The 14,694-nt window shown below is 41.5% G+C and carries 16 protein-coding genes; 11 read left to right on the forward strand and 5 right to left on the reverse strand.

Features of this window, described 5'->3' with window-relative positions; genetic code table 11:
* The 10 genes from JK130_RS03500 to JK130_RS03545 all read left to right on the forward strand — a co-directional run bounded on the left by JK130_RS03500 (position 1) and on the right by JK130_RS03545 (position 7,428).
* Entirely contained in the window at positions 1–1,515 is a 1,515-nt protein-coding gene (locus JK130_RS03500; protein ID WP_218352829.1) for a sensor histidine kinase, read from the forward strand.
* Entirely contained in the window at positions 1,505–1,957 is a 453-nt protein-coding gene (locus tag JK130_RS03505) for a response regulator (RefSeq protein ID WP_218352830.1), read from the forward strand. The genes JK130_RS03500 and JK130_RS03505 overlap by 11 nt, the downstream gene beginning before the upstream one ends.
* A 21-nt stretch (positions 1,958–1,978) precedes the next feature.
* Positions 1,979–4,024: a response regulator gene (locus JK130_RS03510; protein ID WP_218352831.1), complete on the forward strand. Its 2,046-nt coding sequence runs from the start codon at positions 1,979–1,981 to the stop codon at positions 4,022–4,024.
* A 172-nt stretch (positions 4,025–4,196) separates the two neighbouring features.
* Positions 4,197–4,535 (forward strand): DUF883 domain-containing protein, encoded by a 339-nt coding sequence (locus JK130_RS03515; protein WP_218352832.1) that lies wholly within the window; start codon positions 4,197–4,199, stop codon positions 4,533–4,535.
* 5 nt (positions 4,536–4,540) lie between these two features.
* Entirely contained in the window at positions 4,541–5,044 is a 504-nt protein-coding gene (locus JK130_RS03520; RefSeq protein ID WP_218352833.1) for a hypothetical protein, read from the forward strand.
* 9 nt (positions 5,045–5,053) lie between these two features.
* Positions 5,054–5,305 (forward strand): hypothetical protein, encoded by a 252-nt coding sequence (locus JK130_RS03525; RefSeq protein ID WP_218352834.1) that lies wholly within the window; start codon positions 5,054–5,056, stop codon positions 5,303–5,305.
* Between the two features lie 11 nt (positions 5,306–5,316).
* Entirely contained in the window at positions 5,317–5,892 is a 576-nt protein-coding gene (locus tag JK130_RS03530) for a CC0125/CC1285 family lipoprotein (protein WP_218352835.1), read from the forward strand.
* 240 nt (positions 5,893–6,132) lie between these two features.
* Entirely contained in the window at positions 6,133–6,591 is a 459-nt protein-coding gene (locus JK130_RS03535; RefSeq protein WP_218352836.1) for a DUF2383 domain-containing protein, read from the forward strand.
* Between the two features lie 441 nt (positions 6,592–7,032).
* A complete protein-coding gene (locus JK130_RS03540) occupies positions 7,033–7,209 on the forward strand; it encodes a DUF1328 domain-containing protein (RefSeq protein ID WP_218352837.1) in 177 nt (58 codons plus the stop codon).
* Between the two features lie 24 nt (positions 7,210–7,233).
* On the forward strand, positions 7,234–7,428 hold the full coding sequence (locus JK130_RS03545; RefSeq protein ID WP_218352838.1) for a hypothetical protein: 195 nt from the start codon (positions 7,234–7,236) through the stop codon (positions 7,426–7,428).
* Positions 7,429–8,075: 647 nt separating this feature from the next.
* On the opposite strand, the gene JK130_RS03550 is transcribed toward JK130_RS03545, so the two are convergent.
* The 4 genes from JK130_RS03550 to JK130_RS03565 all read right to left on the reverse strand — a co-directional run bounded on the left by JK130_RS03550 (position 8,076) and on the right by JK130_RS03565 (position 12,872).
* Entirely contained in the window at positions 8,076–10,487 is a 2,412-nt protein-coding gene (locus tag JK130_RS03550) for an efflux RND transporter permease subunit (RefSeq protein ID WP_218352839.1), read from the reverse strand.
* Positions 10,477–11,382 carry an MlaA family lipoprotein gene (locus JK130_RS03555; RefSeq protein WP_218352840.1) on the reverse strand — a complete coding sequence of 302 codons (906 nt, stop codon included), beginning with the start codon at positions 11,380–11,382 and terminating at the stop codon, positions 10,477–10,479. Before JK130_RS03555 ends, JK130_RS03550 begins: the two co-directional genes overlap by 11 nt.
* Before the next feature lie 305 nt (positions 11,383–11,687).
* Complete coding sequence (locus JK130_RS03560) at positions 11,688–11,867, reverse strand: hypothetical protein (protein ID WP_218352841.1); 180 nt, start codon at positions 11,865–11,867, stop codon at positions 11,688–11,690.
* A gap of 366 nt (positions 11,868–12,233) precedes the next feature.
* Complete coding sequence (locus JK130_RS03565) at positions 12,234–12,872, reverse strand: BON domain-containing protein (protein WP_218352842.1); 639 nt, start codon at positions 12,870–12,872, stop codon at positions 12,234–12,236.
* A gap of 298 nt (positions 12,873–13,170) precedes the next feature.
* Here JK130_RS03565 and JK130_RS03570 point away from each other — a divergent pair, with 298 nt between their 5' ends.
* A complete protein-coding gene (locus tag JK130_RS03570) occupies positions 13,171–14,217 on the forward strand; it encodes an endonuclease/exonuclease/phosphatase family protein (protein ID WP_218352843.1) in 1,047 nt (348 codons plus the stop codon).
* Here JK130_RS03570 and JK130_RS03575 read toward each other — a convergent pair.
* Positions 14,214–14,633 (reverse strand): response regulator transcription factor, encoded by a 420-nt coding sequence (locus tag JK130_RS03575; protein ID WP_218352844.1) that lies wholly within the window; start codon positions 14,631–14,633, stop codon positions 14,214–14,216. The genes JK130_RS03570 and JK130_RS03575 overlap by 4 nt on opposite strands.
* Positions 14,634–14,694 lie beyond the last annotated feature (61 nt).

Consider the following 14,694-nt stretch of genomic DNA (forward strand, 5'->3'; position numbering starts at 1 on the left):
ATGTTTAATAAGTTGTTCCAATCGATATACAGTTGGATATTTCTGGTTGGTATTATTGTTCTCGTTATAACCGCAAACTCGTTTTATGTTATCAGTACATTAGACAAACTCGCCGTTCTTGAGGAGCGCTTGTTTGATACCTCCCAGGTCATAAGCACTATTAACAATCTGCATTCCAGAGTGCTGCACGCCGAATCGGCTAAACGTGGTTACCTGCTGACAAACGATGAACGTTATTTGTCAAACTATCAAACTGCTAAAGAACAACTGATAAATATCATGAGCGAAGTCACTACCAGCGCTCAAATAACATCAATGCCTACGCATTCTGAGAAGATTTTACAGCTGATACCGCTGACGAAAGCGAAAGTTGATGAAATGGATAGAGCAGTCCAGGCTCAAAGTGCGGGTAACAGAGAACGTGCAATTTCAATTTTAGAGAGCGCCCGCAATTTACTTTTGCATGATAAATTTAGAAATTTATTTTTAAAAATAGATGAGTCAGAAAAGAAAGCTCAAACTGATCACCTGAATAAACTATTAAAACTTCGTACTGACTCTATTAACACCCTGATTATCTCTGGCTTCACAACCGCATTTTTAATTATTGCGATTTTTGCTCTTATAAAAATGAATATGCGCGAGAATTCAAGGCATCAGCATACGTTAGAAAACGTAAATGCGGAACTTGAGCACAAAATAGCCAAACGAACACAGGAACTACAAGTTTATTCTGATGAGCTTGCGCGTAGTAACCGTGAACTCGAGGATTTTGCTTTTGTCGCCTCTCACGATTTACAGGAACCCTTAAGAAAAATTCGGGCGTTTGGTAATCGAATTGAAGCAGGGTATGCCGATGTGATTGACGAGCGGGGCCTTGATTTTTTGAATCGTATGCTTAACGCGGCAGAGCGAATGTCTATGCTAATCAGCGACCTGCTGGCCTTTTCACGAGTATCTACCCGTGGCAAAGACTTCACGGAAGTGAATTTGAACAATACGGTCAAATCTGTGGTAGATGATTTAGAAATAGCGATTGAAGAGTCTGAGGCTACGTTAGAAATTGGCGCACTTCCGACCATCAATGCGGACAAATCTCAGGCTGAGCAGTTAATGCTGAACCTATTGTCGAATGCTTTAAAATTCAGTCAGCCCAACGTTTTGCCTATTGTTAAGGTGTACTCGCGAACTTCTGAACCTGAAGAGATTGCGTCATTTCACAACAAAGATGAGTTTGATTGGGTTACAATTTGCGTAGAAGACAATGGCATCGGTTTTGAGCAATCGTTTGCAGAAAAGATTTTTGCACCTTTTCAGCGCCTGCATGGCCGCGGCACCTACAAAGGTACCGGCATAGGTTTAGCGGTATGTCGCCGCATCGTTGAGCGCCACAACGGCCTGATTCGCGCTTATAGCGAACCCGGTAGTGGAGCAAAATTTAAGATTATAATACCGGTAAACGCTGAACCGTTTGCCAATTTGTCGAGTCAAGGAGTGGTAGAAAATGACCGGTAAAGCGCCTTTACCCATAAATATTTTAATGGCTGACGATGATGAAGATGATCGTTTGTTAACGTTAGATGCATTAAAAGAAAGTCGTGTTTTAAACAATCTTTATTGTGTAGAAGATGGCATTGAGTTGCTTGAGTTTCTGCGCCGCGAAGGAAAATATGCAAATTCAGAAGATACGCCTCGCCCCAGTTTAATATTACTTGATTTAAACATGCCTCGCATGGATGGGCGTGAAGCATTACAAGAAATAAAAGCTGATCCTGCGTTACGAGGTATCCCGGTCGTTATTCTGACAACCTCTAAAGAGGAAGAAGATATGCTTAGGGGCTATGATCTGGGTTGTGCATCCTACATTACCAAACCCGTCAATTTTGAGGGCCTGGTCGATCTGATGCGCACTTTGGGCCGTTATTGGATTGAGTTTGTAGAACTTCCACACGATTAACCAGCTGGACTGAGATGTACTGTGAGTGACCTTATCCGAGTTTTACTTATCGAAGACGATGAGGATGATTATTTTCTAACTGCTGATTATCTTTCTCAGTGCGAGGAGCCCAGGTTCGATATAACCTGGGTGACTAACAGTTCGGAAGCAGTCGCTGCTTTTCGATGTAAGATTTTCGATATTTGTTTGCTTGATTATATTCTTGGTTCAGAGAATGCCTTAGATGTACTCAGTGTTATAAAATCAAAAGGTATCAATATACCAGTTGTTATATTAACAGGCCAAACGGACACAAAAGTAGATGAAATGGTAATGCGTGCTGGCGCAGCCGATTATCTCAATAAAAGTGAAATTGAAACACCCAGATTTATGCGAACAATGCGCTATGCCATGGTTCGCCGCGAAATTGAAAATGAACGTGTAGAACGTCATAAAGTTGAACAACAAAATAAAGCAAAAGATAAATTCTTAGCCCATTTAGGCCACGAGCTTCGCACTCCCCTCACCTCTATTCTAGGCTATACAGAGTTATTGCTTGATGATGCAGGCAATGAACGTATAGACCCTGAGCTTTCGATAATTCACACAAACGGCAAACATCTTTTAAGCCTTTTGAACGACTTGTTAGATATGTCTCGTATCATGGCCAATAAGTTAGAACTATCACCCAAAGACGTAGATTTAGCCGGATTCATGACTGATGTTCATTCATTGATGAACTTGACGGCAAAAGACAAAGGCTTACAACTTTCCATCGATTGTCCCGAACCGGTTCCAGAGGTTATTCGCGCTGATCCTACCCGCTTACGTCAGGTTCTTATTAATTTGATAAGCAACGCAGTGAAATTTACTGACTCGGGTAAAGTTGAAATTTTGGTTGATGTGGTACCAGGTTTGGGCAAAAACAAAGACGAGATGCTACGTTTTCAGGTTAGCGACTCTGGGGTGGGAATGCCCCCGGACAAACTGGATGATATATTTCATCCATTTGAGCAAATAGAAGATGTGATGCGGGCAAACCATGGTGGCGCGGGGCTAGGATTGGCAATCTGTAGAGAACTTGTCAGTAAGATGCAAGGTGAAATATCAGTGTCTTCGACATTTGGTAAGGGCAGTACGTTTTCGTTCTATATCCACCCTGGCGATATCTCAAAACAACCACGTGAATTATTAAATCTTTCGAGCCCTGCTATACGAAACACGCCAGAGATGAACCTGCATGTGTCGGGACGTGTGCTGATTGTTGATGACTTACGCGAATTACGCCGCCTGACCGGACATCTGGTCAGTCAGTGTCATGCTCAGGTTGCTTATGCCGAAAATGGAGTAAAGGCACTTGAAGCTGCTTTAATAGCTGAACAAGAGGGTCAGCCCTTCCATTTGGTGCTAATGGATATACACATGCCGGTAATGAATGGAATTGATGCATTAAAGGCACTACGTAAACACAACTGCCAAACCGCGGTAGTTGCGATAACAGCAGCCAGCCGGAAAGGTTTGCGCCAGTCGCTTCTTGACGAAGGTTTTGATGGTGTATTAGGAAAGCCCATTGAAAAAAATGCATTGATGGAAGTGTTAGACCAATACCTAATCCGGTCCAGCGGTGTCGAAACAAGCTTGACGCCTGCGCCGCCGAACTTCCAAAGTACTTCAAAAAGCGAATCTGAAGGCTTAAAACCGTCATCTCCCCATGAAACCGTTATTGAGAATACCGTCAAAGATTCTGTAAAACGCATTCTGGTAATAGAAGATGATAGTGATGCTGCCGAACTTATGCAGCTATTGCTTACACATCAAGGACATAGTGCAGATATCGCCCAGAGTGGCGAAGAGGCTATGGAGAAACTTGAACACGGCGATTTTCAGCACGCTTTACTCGATCTTACTCTACCAGATTACCATGGGTTGGAACTGGCACCGAAACTTCGCGAACTTTGTCCTGAATTGGAAATTATTATTGTTAGCGGCCGCGAACCCAATGCTGAGCAACTAAGTGAGAATAATATTGAGAAAGCTTTGTTAAAACCCGTTAGTAAATCTGACTTGCTTGCACTTTTTAGTGAATAAAATCTTGGTCGAGAAATTCTTACAATTACGTGCAGGAATTACCGCTAACTTTTGATTTCTATCGTCAAACGATTACAAAAAACCATTAGAAACAAAAGCTTAACAGATTTTATTTAGTGGTATAGCCTTTGCAGGCTCTTAGCTGTACATATTAAAAATCAAGGAGATAAGTATGGCTACACAAGCACGCCCGACTACGACTACAACGGCAAATACAACCACCGATAAAACCAAGGCAACTGCAGACTCTACTCATCCGATGATTGATAAAGTTCAAGAGACCTTGCATGCATCGGTTGATAAGCTAGCTTCATCAGCCAGTCGTGCCGAAGAAAACCTTCGCACTACTGCATCTGACTCAGCTGAAAATCTTTCTGCACAAAAGCGTTTAGCAGAAAAGAAATGGTTGGCTTCTCCAATGCGTAGATACGCTATTGAAAACCCAGTTGCCACTGCAGGTATTGCGTTTGCAGCAGGTATGCTGATTACTTCTTTGATGCGTAAGAAGTAAATATTATGCCGGGTAAAATGTCACCTTCTGACTTTGCCAAGGCATCTTTCAGGCCTGAGCGGCCTGTGTCGTTCTGCCCAACCAGTGATACTGGTTGGGTAAGCGATTGCTCAAAAGATGTATCAATTCATGACGATCCTACCTTTAGCGAAACCAAAACTGCAATTGAAAACATGTTTTCTCATAAACGAGACCAATTTGACTCGTTAAAAACTGTTTTAGGTGCAGAAACCGCTCTTGTAAAAAAATCAATTGTTATTTCAGCAATCGGATTGATTGGAGCTTTTGTTCTTATCTGTTTTTGCTGGCTTATTGTTAATGCAGCAATCGGTATTGGCTTAGATAGAGCTGGTATGCCTTTATTAGGCACAACAATAATTTTACTGGTAATGAACGGTATCGGATTATTATTTTGCGTAAAGGCAGTACTTGAAAGTTATAAACATATTTCTCTGATGCCAATTTTAAACGCCGTCACAGGTAATGCAGGAAAGAGCCAAAAGGAGTAACCTAACCTTATGTTTTTGTCTAACGAATTACGCAATGTCGATGCTGCTCATAAAGAGTATTCATTGGTAAAACAACGTGCTGATTATATGCAGACCAGTGCTAAACGTCGTTTACAATTATTATTTGGAAAACCAGCAGTTATAGCCGCTATTTTTGCCGCCGGCGCGTTTAAAGGTGCCACAACCAGCGATCCTAAAACAAAACGAAAATCAGCAATCTTTACGTTTATCCGTACTGCATTTTTCCAGATTATCACCTAAGGACATTCAGTATGGCTGCTTCGCACCAAATAGCCCGACGTTACATTTTCGCCATTAGCGCACTTTCAACTTTATTTATAACAGTAGGCTGTGCGACTTCCTCCCCTACCGAACCTACTCCCTATATCAAGGCAGCTTCTGCTAATAACTACGGTTATTCCAGTATGGAGCTTAGTGCAAGTGAATACAGAATTATGTTTAAAGCGACCCAGGCGACTCCCGCTGATAAAGTTCAGGAGTTTACGTTGTATCGGGCCGCAGAGCTTGCACAGAAGCAAGGTTACGATTGGGTAGCGATTGTAAAAACAGATATTGAGCGTAAAACAAGAACCGGAAAAAAGGTGGTCAGAGAAAGTAACAATTCGGTTCCAACTGTATTGCGAGATGAACAATGTACAATGTCCGGATGTAACGAAGTTGCTCAACCATTTGAGACCAGTGATGCCGATCTTCGGGTTGAAAAAACAAAAACAAAAGATATTTATTATTCTATTGTTGCCAGAATGGGAAATAGTCAGGCTGCCGCAGGCGACCAGGCATTTCGTACTTCTGAAATTTTGTCGAAACATCCTTCTGCCGCTAATTAAAGAAAGCAATAATAGGTGAGATTTATCTCACCTTTTTACATTTTGTCAGAAAATTGTGCGCAGTGCTTAATCAACCTAATTCACACCCGCCTTCTTTATTCTAAGAATAAACTTAACTATATGATATTAGGGTTAATTTTTATTGCCAGTTAGTTTTATTAATTGGTTTTCTGGAATGGGCTGTGCATCTGTTATTTTCATATTGGCTTAATTCTTTAAAAGTTTCACAGGAGCAGTAAAATGAATCAGCTACCCGCTAATATCGATTTGCTCAACGATATTATCAAAGTATTAAATGGTGGCATTAAATTTTACAATGATGGTTTAAATAAGATTGCCGATCATAATGCCCAGGCGATGTTTAACAGAATGCTACTTGAAAAAAAGCAGGCAGTTCGTATTTTAAGCAGCTATTTACCAAGCCAGTCTCCTGAGTCAGAAAAATGTCCAGCGACACGTTCAAAGGGCATTAAAACTATGTATAAAAAACTTTTGAATACGGTTAACCCAACAAACGCTTATAATTACGTAACGCAGTTAAAAGCCATTGAAGATAAAGTGTTAGCTAAAATAGATAACGCTCTCAAAGAGCATCCACCACAGAAATTAGCCTGCGATCTACGTAGGATTCGGTGTAGGCTACAACAGTGTAGAGAAGAAATTGGCACGTTTCATTACACTTCAGCCATAGCCGGTTGAAGCAGTGTATCTTACCCTAGTGCCCCGCAGAATCTTTACTGAGTGATTTTAAAAATAGTGCTTTAGGTAGCACATTTTATTGCCCTACCTTGTCAAACTATCCTCATAGGTTGAAACCTGGATATTACAAATTGATAACATAAGAGCGTAATAACGACACGCTTAACTTTCCTCTGGTTATCTATTGTATAAGCAACGCACTTTAAACTTAAAAAATCATCGTGTTACCTCATACTGTGTAACTTTTGTATTTTGGTACATTATTGTTTAGCTGTGTAAAAAGTGCAGAGTCTACTCTACCGACCAGATAAAAATTCGTTAAACCTCAATCTAAAAACGAATGAAAATAAGAAATTATCAGTCATATCAACAACTTAAAATTATGGCATGAATGGCGCATATATTAAATTGAATTTAAGGAAGCGATACGAGGATGAAATTATGTTAGGTTGGGCTGTTACATTTTTTATAATCGCCATTATTGCAGCAGTTTTTGGCTTTGGCGGCATTGCAGGTGCAGCAACAGGCATTGCCCAGTTCTTATTTTTCGTGTTTGTAGCTCTGTTGGTCATTTCTTTGATCGCCGGTGCGCTGCGCGGAAAATCACCAAAAGTATAATAATTAATTAAAGGAGCAAGAACTATGTTGTCGTACAAAAATTTACTGAAAACACTTTTGGTAGCCGGTTTTGCATTTTCTCTAAGCGCATGTGATGACGGCGGCGCTGAGAATGCGGGTGAAAAAATAGATGAAGCAGTAAATGAGGCAGGTAACGCTGTTGAAGATACTTGTGAAGATGTAAAAGAAGGCATGAAAGCAGAAGATAAAGATTGCTAATCATCTCTTCAATTTGAAAAAACCGGCCATGTGTCGGTTTTTTTATAACCTTAGTTCGAGCTTTTTTACTTCCAACATTTCAAATCGTCAGACTATATTCCTGGAATATTGATTTCTTAGGAACCTCGTTTCATACGCTCACTTTATAGAACGATTACACACCCTTCGCAAAGTATCAGGTTGCGTAGTTTACCTCCCTGCCACAAAATCGGTGCTAACATTATGATTTTATTCAGTTAGCGTATATATACTATCGTAAATTCTTAAATAGTATGAGTATGGGCTGACGCCCGGTAGCGTTTGTGCATAGTCATGAGCTCTCTCCATCAGCAGTCCATATTAGATTTTCAGACCACAAAGTATCTGCAGCATACTCTCGCGCTGTCAAGGCATAACTACTACCGGATGCTTAGCCGTTGTTATCAAGCTATAAGCCGTCTCTAGGTTATTGACTATTCACTAATAAGACAATGTATAAAGCAAAGCACATAACCTCTTAGGCCATTAGAACGCCCCCACGACTGATCACCTGGTGTTATGATTGCTGAGGTATTGTAAGGTATTTTGAGTTATTTGGTATGCGTGTGGGGCTGAAATGGAATGGACCTACACAACGCTGCGTAGGTCCGGGTAACAACAATAATTATTCAGGCGCTTTTGGGTTTGGCGACAAACTTATTTAGTAATGCGGGAAGTAGCGTTATGTCGGTAATTAAGGCCATGACCATAGCTGTAGCGGTTAACAGACCAAAGTTTACACTGGGAATAAAATCGGAAAAGCCGAACAACGAAAAGCCAGCTGCGATAATAGTGGTGGTGAACAATATGGCTAAACCTGTGTGCCCGAAAGCTGACCGTCCTGCTTTTTCAGCAACAGTGCGCCCTTCCCCGTTCTTCATACCCGTTAAATAAGCGTGCAAGAAGTGAATGGTATCATCTACTGCAATACCCATCGCAATAGCGGCAATGGTGATTGTCATAATATCCAACGGAATGGCCAGCCAACCTATCATGCCCAGTATTCCAAGTGTGGTAAGAATATTCGGAACAAGGGCTATAAGCGCTATTTTGACTGACCGGAATATAGCCAGCAGTACCAAACCTAAAACAACGTATACAATACCCAGCGTTTTTATCTGAGAATCGAACAGCCGACTTAAAATATCTTGATACAAGACAAACAACCCGGTCAATTCTACATTTTGCGCCTCGACACCCACGGTTTGAATATCCTGCTTAAGGTTTTCCAAAAAGTCGGCACGATCTAAACCTGCGGTGGTGTCCTGCACCCGAACCGAAATTCGAAGTTGGTTGTTTTCGGCAGAAAAATACGAACCAATAAGTTGATTAACTACTTTTTCATCTAGCAGATGATAAATGGTGGTCAACTCATACTCGGTAAGAGGACGATCATCATTCAGCTGGCGAGCTAATTGAGTAAAGTTTACTACAGAGGTAACGCTTCCGGTGGCTTCAAAAGCATTAACAGCGGCCTGTACAAGTTGTAATTGATTAACATTACCCGCTTTCAAAACAAGTTGATTGTTGTCTGTTTCAGATTCGGTTTTTAAAATGATATCCAACGGAGTCGACCCGCCAAACTGTTGGTCGATAAACGCGAGCTCTTTGTAGACTCTGGTTTCTTGTGCAAAGTAGTCGATAAAGGAGTTTTCAACATTGAGGCGGGATATGCCTGTTGCTAACGCCCCAAACAACCCCACCATTACCAGACTTATCGTAATTGGGTGCTTTAACGTAAGTTTACGCATAACCTCGAAAAATCGGGTTACAAAAGCGAACTCAGTGGTTTCTTTTCGTGCACGTAATAAAGAAAGCACAGCAGGGAACAGCAACAAACTGACCAGCATAGTAATAATCATTGCGATAAGCATCATGTATCCAAAGACCATTACCGGCTGTAGTCCACTAAATATCAGTGCTCCAAACCCTACGGAAGTTGTTAGCGTAGCAAAAAAACAGGGTGCTAATTTTTCTTTTAGCGTGGCTACAATGCGTTTGTGTCCATCCAATGATTCGTCGTCGCGACTAATTTGCCGATAGGCACCAATAAGGTGAATCATTACGGCCAGAGTAAGTATGAGCTGCAATGCAACAAAGTTTGCTGAGATTACGGTGGTGCGCAAGTCCAGGAATCCAAATAGCCCCATAGTGAACACCACGCTGATGGCGCATGCTGCTAAAGGAAATATTACCCACCTGATAGTGCGATAGAGTATAAACAGAAGTAGCGCGATAACCCCAGCAATAGCAGAACCAAAAGTTTTCAGGTCAGACTGGATAATATCTATAAGATGTTGGCCAACTACATACGATCCACCCAGGTAAGTATTGGCACGCTCATCAACTTGCGATGCAATATCGTTAAGTTGATGAATTTCATTCTGGCGTAACTTTGACAAAGTTGCTTTGATAGGTTCAGCTTGTTTCTTGAGCTGCTCAAGCTCTTTTTCTTGCGCTACACTCAACTCGCCGTCAAGCATCTGAGCCTGAATACGGGTAATTTCAGCTTCAAGCTTGCTGAGCGTTTCATTGTCTTCAAACACTACCTGAATAGCCGTAGCACTAGCCTGTTTGTTGACCAATAGGTCAGTAAAAATTGGATGACCTGCAACCAGTGTTTCCATTTGGTCGGGCGAATACTGCTTAGCCTGCCAGGTCAGCGCGTTAACATCGGTTCCTGATGTTAAAACACTTTTGTCACGAATAAGAGGAACGGTGAGAATTGAGGTGACTGCTTTGACCCGGTCTATTTTGTTAATTTCAGTCGACAACATTTGCAGATCGTTAAAAGTCTGCTCAGAAAATAGTTCGTGTCCGGTAGGCTCATAGGCCAGCAGAATAAACTCTTCAGGCGAAAATACCTGAGCGGCGACCTGACTCTTTATATAAAGCGCATTGTCTTTAACCAATAGCGTGTCAGCCGAAGCATCAATTTTAAATTTTGATAGTTGGGTTACCGCAAGCGCGAGCAAAATTCCGAAGGTGATGATAATTAACCACCGGGCGGATACTATCCAATGAGCGAGTTTATTCTTCATTTTGCTGCTCTTTGAAGTGAAAATATTCATCGCGGCGTTGCCCTTGTATAAACTGATTGCGGAAATACAGGTAAGGGTCATCAGCTTGTTTATACAGGTTTTCATAGGTTGCTGCCTGACCAGAGAAGTCATCAAAACCATCAAATGCACGTAAAAAATACGATTCGGGTGAGTCAGTGAGCTGATTTATTGGATGAATGATTCCTTCAGCTACCGTAGAAAAAGCTCCGCGAGAGTCACTTGGGCCTAGAAAAGGCAATACCAGGTAAGGGCCAGAAGCAATGTCATAATGAAATAATGTGTCTGCAATAGTTTGTTTATGCGCCCCAATGTCAAACCAATGCGTTGCCGGGTCAAATAAACCGAATAAGCCTACTGTGCTATTGATTAAGAACCGACTAAGATTTGCTCCTGCTTCGGCAAATTCGCCTGCTGCCAGATTATTTAGTAAATTCAGAGGTTCGCGAATATTGTCAAAGGCATTCCCAATCTTCTCTCGCCCAACTGCGGGGATCAAATAACGATATCCTTCTGCGGCTGGAATCAGTACATAGCTATAAAGTTGATGATTAAGTTCAAAAACCTGTCGGTTAAAGCTTTCCCAGGGATCGTTGTAAAATACGGCAGTAGGTGCACCGCTTTGAGCTTCATTCTGTGCCTTTGCATCAGTAATTGCTACTACGGTGGGTTGAACTTCGATATTTCCCTGACTCGTTTCTACTGTGACGGTTTTCCCTGCGTTTAGCTCATCAACTTTAGAGGGTGAAGGGCTTTGCTGTTGCTCACTGGCTGTAGAGGCTTTAGCTGGGGATGGAGGTGCTGAACTACTACAGCCATTTAACAATAGTAAGCTCAAACACAATATGGGCAAACCAAAGTGTGTTGATGATATCACAGACAATATTTCCTATATCAGATTATGTTCGCCCAAAATGTCATGCCATTCAGACAATTTAATAATTCGATTCATACGTAGATTATTTGTACTATGATCGAAAAAAGATTCGCTCGGATACAAATATCTTGAACTTTTGAATGATGAGTCTGATAACAATGTCAGTTAGCGAGAAAATAGGTGTTACTTTATACCGACTATTTTAATATAAGTCACCCGGATATAAGAAAGGTTGCAATGCTCACTTTTGAAGATGTAGTGGTTAGAAAATGCAACCTGTTTACCCAAAACTTACTACAGAAAAATTACTCGCCCGCGCGCTTAGCTATCCAGCTTCCGGCCTGAACCTGATCTACAGGAACTGGGGTGGCATATGCTTCTTTATCTTCGTATCGGTCAAACCAATTGAAGACGGGTTGGTTCTGCAGGTACTGTTGAAAACGGTTTTCTGGTTTGGTAAAGCGTTTGGTTTTTAACAGCTTCATAGAATTTCCCTCAATGCTATATTCTATAGGTCTCTGAGCGGCTACGATTGTTACCAATATAGACAAACTCAGCTTTTGACATATCTCTTTTCGTTATCCAATCATATTCAACTATTGAACCAACTTAGCAAAAAGTATAATAAAAACTGTAAAACCCTTATTTATTAACGCCTACAGAAAAAGTTGCAGTTTTGTTACATCTGATACCCGCGTGCAAAACTGGTATTGTGCTCTTATCGAAAGGTAATATTTACAGGGAGTTCTTGCTCAAAGTAAAAATTTACTGATTATCAATGAGCGAAAATGTAGCATTTGGGATAAAAAAAGCGGCGCAAGCGCCGCTTATATCGTATTAGATAGTAAAAATTAGTTCATAGTTTCTGGTTGTTTAACGGTTAGGTTATTTTCAACGTTTTTCACATCAGAAGCATTTTGCGCGATTTCCACGGCTAACTGTTGTTCAGCATCAGATTTCACTTCCCCGGTAAGGGTTACGTTTCCTGCTTCAACGTCTACATCGATGTCAAAACCAGAGATATCAGAGTCCATTAATAAACGCGTTTTGATTACCGTCGCAATTTTCGCATCAGTAAGCTCACTCGCAGCTTTCTGAGAGGTATTTTCAGCCCTCTCTTCCATCTCATCACCTTCATTGGCCATCTTTTCACTGGAGCTTTGGCCAGTCATCATACTGTTGTTGTCAACGATGGTAAGTTGATTATCGACCGATGTAACCCCGTCGATATTGACAACTAATTCTTCAGCAAGCTTTTTATCTACAGAATTTTTCACTTTTCCGGTAAGAACAACTTTTCCATTTTTGACATCAGTATTGATATCAAATGAATTCAGATTTCCATTAAACAGTAATGTTGCTTCAGCTTTGCCGTCTATCCATGCATCTTTAGCGCCCTTTTCCCAGTTGTTATCAGACTTCATGTCAGCGGCCATCGCAGTAGTGCTTACTACGCTGGCAATAAATAGCGATAAAATTGTACGTTTCATTGGATTCTCTCCTATATAGTTACTTATGCATTGATGCTTAAATCGTGCCAGAAATATCAGACCGTAAGATTATGAATTCATTATTCTTTTTTACGAATCTAGCACTAAAGAATGAATTAAATGCACGGTTTACCGCCGCATAGCGTAAAACTCGCCTATAGCAATGCAAGATTACACTGAACTTAAACCGGGTGAACCTTAGCTTTTCAATATCGTAAGGAGTATAAGTGTTTAACGCATATGCATTATATCTTTATAATGAGACCGCCCCTCTTATCCCTCTTATAGGAAGCGCTACATGTTTGAAGTCTTAGGTATACTCAGTATTGTCATGATATTTACGACAATTGCACCACATTTACCTGGTGAACACTGGCTAATCCGAGTGTGGGAGTTTCCACGGGTTCAACAGATTTGTATTATTTTAGTGGCTATCATTGGATGGGTTAGCTATCTGGTGATTGAACAAACCGATTCGTTAATTATATTTGCTACCGTTATTTTATTATTGTGTCTGGCGTATCAAATTAGCTGGGTTTATCCCTATTCGTCATTTGGCCCTAAAGAAGTCAGCCGTGTTAAGACGCCTCAGCAGGACAGGGTTTTTAGCATCATGACCAGCAACGTCTACATGCATAATAAAAATTATCAGGGGCTTATAGATTTAGTCACCAAACATAAACCCGATATGCTGGTCACTCTTGAGAGTAATCAGGATTGGGAAGATGCGATGGAACCTATCCATAACGACTATCCGTACCGGTTAGCTTGTCCGCTGGAAAATCTCTACGGAATGCATCTGTACAGCCGCCTTCCCTTTAAAGAAGAAACCATACGGTATATTGTTCAGGATGGTGTACCTTCAATGCAGGTTACCATCGAAATTGAAGGGCAACCGGTTGTAGTGTATTTGCTACATCCTAAGCCGCCAAGTCCAACCGAAAATGAAAGTGCCGGGCCCCGAGATGAAGAGCTAACGTTAGTTGGGCAGGAAGTAGTGGCTGAAGATCGTCCTGTTATTATTGCCGGAGATTTAAACGACGTAGCATGGTCACCCACTACCCGAAACTTCAGAAAGCAAACCGGTGCAAGAGATCCTCGCCGGGGCCGGGGCTTTTTCAATACGTTCCATGCAAAATATAAATTAATACGCTGGCCCCTGGATCACGTATTTCACTCGGACCATTTCGATTTGGTTAAGATTAAACGGTTGCCCGGGTATGGCTCGGACCATTTTCCGTTGTATACCTCGTTACACCTCACCAGGGACTGCGAACAATGCGAGTCATCCTCGGCGCCTCAAACAAGTGAAGCAGCAAGCATCGAATCGAATAAAGAAAGCTAAGCACTCATTGCTACGTCGGCGCTGGCAGATGCCAGCGTCTGACACCGGTAAATAATATCCCGGGTGTTGGCAGCATCTGGAACAATATCATCTTCAGGCATAACCGCCACATCACAAACTTGTTCGCTCAGCGCATTAATCAACAGTACAGGCAACGCAGTCCCATGCTGGCTTTTTATTTGTTGATAAAGGCTGCCCCCTTCAATATCGGGTAATGTTACGTCGAGTAAAACAACATCATATGTCTGACGTTGTTGTAATTTTTTGGCTGCTTTCCCACTAGCAGCAAAATCTACGGTCCACCCTAACCCTGACATAACACTCGTAATGACACTTGCGGTAACCGGTTCGTTTTCAATGACCAGAACATGTAACCCTGAGGTTTTTGACAAACTAACTTCCGGTTGTGTGCTCATGTTATTGCTCTCCATAATTGCAGCGTTTGACGCAGTAGTTGTCAGTGTAATCTTAATTTGG

This window comes from Alteromonas lipotrueiana, assembly GCF_019249245.1.
Lineage (GTDB): Bacteria > Pseudomonadota > Gammaproteobacteria > Enterobacterales > Alteromonadaceae > Alteromonas > Alteromonas lipotrueiana.

What these genes read in the sequence shown, in the direction of transcription:
- JK130_RS03530 (WP_218352835.1), top strand. Translation starts at nt 5,317, where the DNA reads ATGGCTGCTTCGCACCAAATAGCCCGACGTTACATTTTCGCCATTAGC.
- JK130_RS03570 (WP_218352843.1), top strand. Translation starts at nt 13,171, where the DNA reads ATGTTTGAAGTCTTAGGTATACTCAGTATTGTCATGATATTTACGACA.
- JK130_RS03535 (WP_218352836.1), top strand. Translation starts at nt 6,133, where the DNA reads ATGAATCAGCTACCCGCTAATATCGATTTGCTCAACGATATTATCAAA.
- JK130_RS03515 (WP_218352832.1), top strand. Translation starts at nt 4,197, where the DNA reads ATGGCTACACAAGCACGCCCGACTACGACTACAACGGCAAATACAACC.
- JK130_RS03500 (WP_218352829.1), top strand. Translation starts at nt 1, where the DNA reads ATGTTTAATAAGTTGTTCCAATCGATATACAGTTGGATATTTCTGGTT.
- JK130_RS03540 (WP_218352837.1), top strand. Translation starts at nt 7,033, where the DNA reads ATGTTAGGTTGGGCTGTTACATTTTTTATAATCGCCATTATTGCAGCA.
- JK130_RS03575 (WP_218352844.1), bottom strand. Translation starts at nt 14,633, where the DNA reads ATGAGCACACAACCGGAAGTTAGTTTGTCAAAAACCTCAGGGTTACAT.
- JK130_RS03560 (WP_218352841.1), bottom strand. Translation starts at nt 11,867, where the DNA reads ATGAAGCTGTTAAAAACCAAACGCTTTACCAAACCAGAAAACCGTTTT.
- JK130_RS03525 (WP_218352834.1), top strand. Translation starts at nt 5,054, where the DNA reads ATGTTTTTGTCTAACGAATTACGCAATGTCGATGCTGCTCATAAAGAG.
- JK130_RS03545 (WP_218352838.1), top strand. Translation starts at nt 7,234, where the DNA reads ATGTTGTCGTACAAAAATTTACTGAAAACACTTTTGGTAGCCGGTTTT.
- JK130_RS03565 (WP_218352842.1), bottom strand. Translation starts at nt 12,872, where the DNA reads ATGAAACGTACAATTTTATCGCTATTTATTGCCAGCGTAGTAAGCACT.
- JK130_RS03550 (WP_218352839.1), bottom strand. Translation starts at nt 10,487, where the DNA reads ATGAAGAATAAACTCGCTCATTGGATAGTATCCGCCCGGTGGTTAATT.
- JK130_RS03505 (WP_218352830.1), top strand. Translation starts at nt 1,505, where the DNA reads ATGACCGGTAAAGCGCCTTTACCCATAAATATTTTAATGGCTGACGAT.
- JK130_RS03520 (WP_218352833.1), top strand. Translation starts at nt 4,541, where the DNA reads ATGCCGGGTAAAATGTCACCTTCTGACTTTGCCAAGGCATCTTTCAGG.